Here is a 5,413-nt window from a genome sequence, read left to right as displayed (position 1 = left end):
GCACGACTCCATCGGCCTCGGCGAGGACGGCCCGACCCACCAGCCGGTCGAGCACCTGGCCGCGCTGCGCGCCATCCCGGGCCTGAACGTCGTCCGCCCGGCCGACGCCAACGAGACCGCCATCGCCTGGCGCGAGATCCTGCGCCGCCACGCCACCCGGCCGGCCCCTCACGGCCTCGTCCTCACCCGTCAGGGCGTACCGACGTACGCGCCCGACGAGGACGCGGCGAAGGGCGGATATGTGCTGCGCGAGGCGTCCACGGGCACCCCGGACGTGCTGATCCTCGCGACCGGCTCCGAGGTGCAGCTGGCCGTGGGCGCGGCCGACCTCCTGGAGGCCGAGGGGATCGGCGCCCGGGTGGTGTCGATGCCGTCCGTCGAGTGGTTCGAGGAGCAGCCGCGCGCGTACCGCGAGAGCGTCCTTCCGCCGTCCGTGAAGGCGCGTGTCGCTGTCGAGGCGGGGGTGGGTCTGACGTGGTACCGGTTCGTAGGTGACGCAGGACGCATCGTCTCCCTCGAGCACTTCGGCGCCTCCGCCGACGCGAAGACCCTGTTCGCCGCCTATGGCTTCACCGCCGACAACGTCGCCGCGGCCGCCCGGGCCGCCATCGATTCGACCACCGGCCCGGCCGCCGCGCGCGGTTGATCCGACCGCCAGAAAGAAGATGATCTCAGTGACCGAAGCAACCGCGAACGCGGGAGCCCTCAAGCGCCTGTCCGACCAGGGCGTGTCGATCTGGCTGGACGACCTGTCCCGCGGTCGGATCACGTCCGGCAACCTCGCCGGACTCGTCGAGACCAGCCATGTGGTGGGCGTGACCACCAACCCGTCCATCTTCCAGGCCGCCATCGGCTCCGGCGCCGGGTACGAGGAGCAGCTGGCCGACCTCGCCGTGCGGGGCGTGACGGTGGACGAGGCCGTCCGGATGATCACGACCGCCGACGTGCGGTCGGCCGCCGACGTGCTGTATCCCGTGTTCAAGGCCACCGGCGGGCGCGACGGACGGGTCTCCATCGAGGTGGACCCGCGCCTCGCCCACGACACGGCGGCCACCATCGCCGAGGCCAGGCAGCTCGCCTGGCTGGTCGACCGCCCCAACGTCATGATCAAGATTCCGGCGACCGAGGCGGGCCTGCCCGCGATCACCGAGGTCATCGGCGACGGCATCAGCGTCAACGTCACGCTGATCTTCTCCCTGGAGCGCTACCGCGCCGTCATGGACGCCTACCTCGCCGGTCTGGAGCGGGCGCAGGCCGCGGGCCTGGACCTGAGCGCCATCCACTCGGTGGCCTCCTTCTTCGTCTCCCGCGTCGACAGCGAGATCGACAAGCGGCTGACCCTCCTCGGCACCGACGAGGCCCTCGCCCTCAAGGGCCGGGCGGCGCTCGCCAACGCGCGGCTCGCCTACGAGGCGTACGAGGACGTCTTCGGCGGCGACCGCTGGCTGGCCCTGGCCGGGGCCAAGGCCAACAAGCAGCGCCCGCTGTGGGCGTCGACCGGGGTGAAGGACCCGGCGTACAAGGACACCCTGTACGTGGACGAGCTGGTCGCCCCGGGCACCGTCAACACGATGCCCGAGGCCACCCTGGACGCCGTGCGCGACCACGGCGAGATCACCGGCGACACCGTCAGCGGCGGCTACGCCCAGGCCCGCGCCGACCTGGCCGCCGTCGAGCGGCTGGGCATCTCCTACGACGAGGTCGTCCGGCAGCTGGAGGACGAGGGTGTCGCCAAGTTCGAGACCGCCTGGCAGGACCTGCTGGACGCGGTGACGAAGTCCCTGCTGAGCAAGGGAGTTGACGCGTAAATGAGCGAGACCCCGCTCGACGAGAAGACCGTCCCGGCGGCCGGGGAGCGGACCACGCCCGCGGCCGGGGAGCGGACCACACCCGCGGCCGGGGAGCGGACCGTCCCGGCGACCGGCTGGGCCAACCCGCTGCGCGATGTGCGCGACCGCCGGCTGCCGCGGATCGCGGGCCCGTCCGGGCTCGTCATCTTCGGTGTCACCGGCGACCTGTCCCGCAAGAAGCTGATGCCGGCCGTCTACGACCTGGCCAACCGCGGCCTGCTGCCGCCGGGCTTCTCCCTCGTCGGGTTCGCCCGCCGGGACTGGGAGAACCAGGACTTCGCCGAGGTCGTCCACAACGCCGTCAAGGAGCACGCCCGCACCCCCTTCCGCGAGGAGGTCTGGCAGCAGCTCGCCGAGGGCATGCGGTTCATCCCCGGCGACTTCGACGACGACGAGGCGTTCGAGCAGCTGCGCGCGGCGGTGGAGGAGCTGGACACCTCGCGCGGCACCAGCGGCAACTACGCCTACTACCTCTCCGTGCCGCCGAAGTTCTTCCCGAAGGTCGTGCAGCAGCTGAAGAAGCACGGGCTGGCGGACGCGCCCGAGGGCTCCTGGCGGCGCGCGGTCATCGAGAAGCCGTTCGGCCACGACCTGGCGAGCGCCTGTGAGCTGAACGCGATCGTGCACGACGTGTTCGAGCCGGACCAGGTCTTCCGGATCGACCACTACCTGGGCAAGGAGACCGTCCAGAACATCCTGGCGCTACGCTTCGCCAACCAGATGTTCGAACCGATCTGGAACCGGTCGTACGTCGACCATGTGCAGATCACGATGGCCGAGGACATCGGCATCGGCGGCCGGGCCGGGTACTACGACGGCATCGGCTCGGCCCGGGACGTCATCCAGAACCACCTGCTCCAGCTGATGGCGCTCACCGCCATGGAGGAGCCGGCGGCCTTCGACGCCGAGTCGCTGCTCACCGAGAAGCTGAAGGTGCTGAAGGCGGTGCGGCTGCCGGAGGACCTGGGCCGGCACACCGTGCGCGGGCAGTACGTCGGCGGCTGGCAGGGCGGCGCCCAGGTGCGCGGATACCTCCAGGAGGACGGCATCGACCCGGCGTCCACCACCGACACCTACGCCGCGATCAAGCTGGGCATCGACAACCGCCGCTGGGCGGGCGTCCCGTTCTACCTGCGCACCGGCAAGCGCCTGGGCCGCCGGGTCACCGAGATCGCGGTGGTCTTCCAGCGCGCCCCGCACTCCCCGTTCGACTCCACGGCGACGGAGGAGCTGGGCTCGAACGCGATCGTCATCCGGGTCCAGCCGGACGAGGGCGTGACGGTGCGGTTCGGCTCGAAGGTGCCGGGCACCTCGATGGAGATCCGGGACGTGACGATGGACTTCGCCTACGGCGAGTCCTTCACCGAGTCCAGCCCGGAGGCGTACGAGCGGCTGATCCTGGACGTGCTGCTCGGCGACGCGAACCTGTTCCCCCGCCACCAGGAAGTGGAAGAGTCCTGGAAGATCCTCGACCCGATCGAGGAGTACTGGGCCACGCACGGCAGGCCCGCCCGGTACGCGTCGGGCAGCTGGGGACCGAAGGAAGCCGACGAGATGCTCGCACGAGACGGACGGAGCTGGCGCAGGCCATGAAGATCGACCTGACCGACACCACGGCAAGCAAGATCAACAAGGCACTGGTGCAGGGCCGCCGCGCCATCGGCACCCCGGCCGTGGGCATGGTCCTGACGATGGTGATCGTCACCGACGAGGAGAACGCCTACGACGCGCTCAAGGCGGCCGAGCAGGCCTCGCACGAGCACCCCTCACGCACCCTGGTCGTCATCAGGCGGCACGCGCGCACCCCGCGCGAGCGCACCCGGTCCCGGCTGGACGCCGAGGTCCGCGTCGGCTCCGAGGCGGGCACCGGCGAGACCGTCATCCTGCGCACCTACGGCGAGGTGTCCGACCACGCCGACTCGGTCGTGCTGCCGCTGCTGCTGCCGGACGCCCCGGTCGTCGTGTGGTGGCCGGTGGACGCCCCCGACGTGCCCGCCAAGGACCCGCTGGGCGCGCTGGCGCAGCGCAGGATCACCGACATGTACGCCGTCGAGTCGCCGCTGCGGGCCCTGGAGACCCGGGCCCGCTCCTACGCGCCCGGCGACACCGACCTGGCCTGGACCCGGCTCACCCCGTGGCGGTCGATGCTGGCCGCCGCCCTCGACCAGGCCCGGCTGACGATCACCTCGGCGGCCGTGGACAGCGAGGCCGACAACCCCAGCGCCGAGCTGCTGGCCCGCTGGCTGGAGGCCCGGCTGAACGTCGAGGTCGAGCGGGTGGAGACCGGCGGACCGGTGGTCACCGGCGTCCGCCTGGGCACCGAGCGGGGTGAGATCGTCATCGACCGGCCCGAGGGCCCGCTCGCCACGCTGACCCTGCCCGGCCAGCCCCCGCGCACCCTCGCCCTGAAGGTGCGCCCCACCTCCGAACTCATCGCCGAGGAGCTGCGGCGCCTCGACGCCGACGAGATGTACGCCGTCGCCCTGCGCGGCAAGGACACCAAGGAGAACGCCTGAGATGTCCCACTCCCCCCGGCTCACCCGCCGGCCCCAGTGGACGGCCCTGGAGGACCACCGCGCCGAATGGCGGGCGCACCTGCGTGAGCTGTTCGCCGCCGATCCGGACCGCGCGCAGCGGTACGTGGTGCGGGTCGGCGATCTGCGCATCGACTACTCCAAGCATCTGATCACCGATGAGACGCTGGAGCTGCTGCGCGAACTGGCCGCCGCCACCGACGTGTTCGGGCTTCGGGACGCCATGTTCCGCGGCGAGAAGATCAACACCACCGAGCGGCGGGCCGTGCTGCACACCGCGCTGCGGGCGCCGCGCGAGGCGGTGATCGAGGTCGACGGCGAGAACGTGGTGCCCGGCGTGCACGCGGTCCTCGACAGGATGAGCGCCTTCGCCGACCGGGTCCGCTCCGGCGAGTGGACCGGGCACACCGGCAAGCGGATCAGGAACGTCGTCAACATCGGCATCGGCGGCTCCGACCTCGGCCCCGCGATGGCGTACGACGCGCTGCGGCCGTACGGGGCACGGGATCTGACGGTCCGCTTCGTCTCCAACGTGGACGGCGCCGACCTGCACGAGGCGGTGCGCGACCTGGACCCGGCGGAGACGCTGTTCATCGTCGCGTCGAAGACCTTCACCACCATCGAGACGATCACCAACGCGACCTCGGCCCGCACCTGGCTGCTGAACGGCCCGGCCGGGCTCGGCGACGAGAAGGCGGTGGCGAAACACTTCGTCGCCCTGTCGACGAACGCCGAGAAGGTCACCGAGTTCGGCATCGACCCGGACAACATGTTCGAGTTCTGGGACTGGGTCGGCGGCCGGTACTCGTTCGACTCGGCGATCGGCCTGTCCCTGATGATCGCCATCGGCCCGGCGAACTTCCGCGACCTCTTGGACGGCTTCCACACGGTCGACGAGCACTTCCGCACCGCGCCCCCCGAGGCCAACGCCCCGCTGCTGCTGGGCCTGCTGGGCATCTGGTACAACAACTTCCACGACGCCCAGTCGCACGCCGTGCTGCCGTACAGCCACTACCTGTCCAAGTTCAC

At 71.3% G+C, this 5,413-nt stretch carries 5 protein-coding genes; all 5 read left to right on the top strand.

Going from position 1 to position 5,413, the window contains the following annotated elements:
• Positions 1 to 646 (top strand): transketolase-like TK C-terminal-containing protein (locus VE614_RS24120; protein ID WP_324940930.1); only part of this gene is annotated, 646 nt, incomplete at its 5' end.
• A gap of 19 nt (positions 647 to 665) precedes the next feature.
• A complete protein-coding gene (tal, locus tag VE614_RS24115; RefSeq protein ID WP_324940927.1) occupies positions 666 to 1,808 on the top strand; it encodes a transaldolase in 1,143 nt (380 codons plus the stop codon).
• Complete coding sequence (gene zwf / locus VE614_RS24110; RefSeq protein WP_324940922.1) at positions 1,809 to 3,443, top strand: glucose-6-phosphate dehydrogenase; 1,635 nt, start codon at positions 1,809 to 1,811, stop codon at positions 3,441 to 3,443. It begins immediately after the preceding gene.
• Positions 3,440 to 4,366 (top strand): glucose-6-phosphate dehydrogenase assembly protein OpcA, encoded by a 927-nt coding sequence (opcA, locus tag VE614_RS24105; protein WP_324940919.1) that lies wholly within the window; start codon positions 3,440 to 3,442, stop codon positions 4,364 to 4,366. Before zwf ends, opcA begins: the two co-directional genes overlap by 4 nt.
• Before the next feature lies 1 nt (position 4,367).
• Positions 4,368 to 5,413 (top strand): glucose-6-phosphate isomerase (gene pgi, locus VE614_RS24100; protein WP_324940917.1); only part of this gene is annotated, 1,046 nt, incomplete at its 3' end.

This window comes from Streptomyces sp. (genome assembly GCF_035645055.1).
Classification (GTDB): domain Bacteria; phylum Actinomycetota; class Actinomycetes; order Streptomycetales; family Streptomycetaceae; genus Streptomyces.
The sequence above is the reverse complement of the archived record's forward strand: the minus strand, read 5'-3'. Positions and strand labels throughout refer to the sequence as shown.